Origin of the sequence: Limnospira sp. PMC 1279.21 (assembly GCF_032349615.1) — a bacterium.
Taxonomy (GTDB): Bacteria; Cyanobacteriota; Cyanobacteriia; order Cyanobacteriales; family Microcoleaceae; genus Limnospira; species Limnospira fusiformis.
On sequence record NZ_JARPLU010000565.1, the window covers coordinates 1 to 388 of the forward strand.

Below are 388 nucleotides of genomic sequence, written 5' to 3' on the forward strand. Positions count from 1 at the left end.
TTGAGCGCAGCGTGGCAACCTATTACGCTGCTAAATCATTACGATGGTTCAAGCCGGACATTCGGTTTCCCTAATCATGGATGGTTGGCAGTGGTCGCATTTGGTAGTAGGTTCTACTTCACGCCTTCCGTTCCCCGCTTCAATCCCAGAATCGTGTATCCTGAAATTGGGGGTGGCTATCGCCTTTACTCTCTACTCCCTGATTTCTCAGTTTGTTTATGACCTTGAGTCCCCTGCCTTGCTCAGATTTCTCCAAGCGTCGGGACATATAAACAGTTATGGGATGGTCAGGATACGAGTCCCTTATATTCCACCAAGGGGTGGAAGTCCCACTAGGAGGCTATTTCGGGCATTGCATCCCTATTTCACTCCTAAACGTCTCGCACGA

1 protein-coding gene is annotated in these 388 nt (G+C 49.2%); it reads left to right on the forward strand.

What is annotated here, in order from left to right; all coding sequences use genetic code 11:
- Positions 1-43: 43 nt before the first annotated feature.
- Positions 44-388, forward strand: a 345-nt coding sequence (locus P5683_RS25960) for a hypothetical protein (RefSeq protein ID WP_315645703.1), incomplete at its 3' end; no start/stop codon positions are given.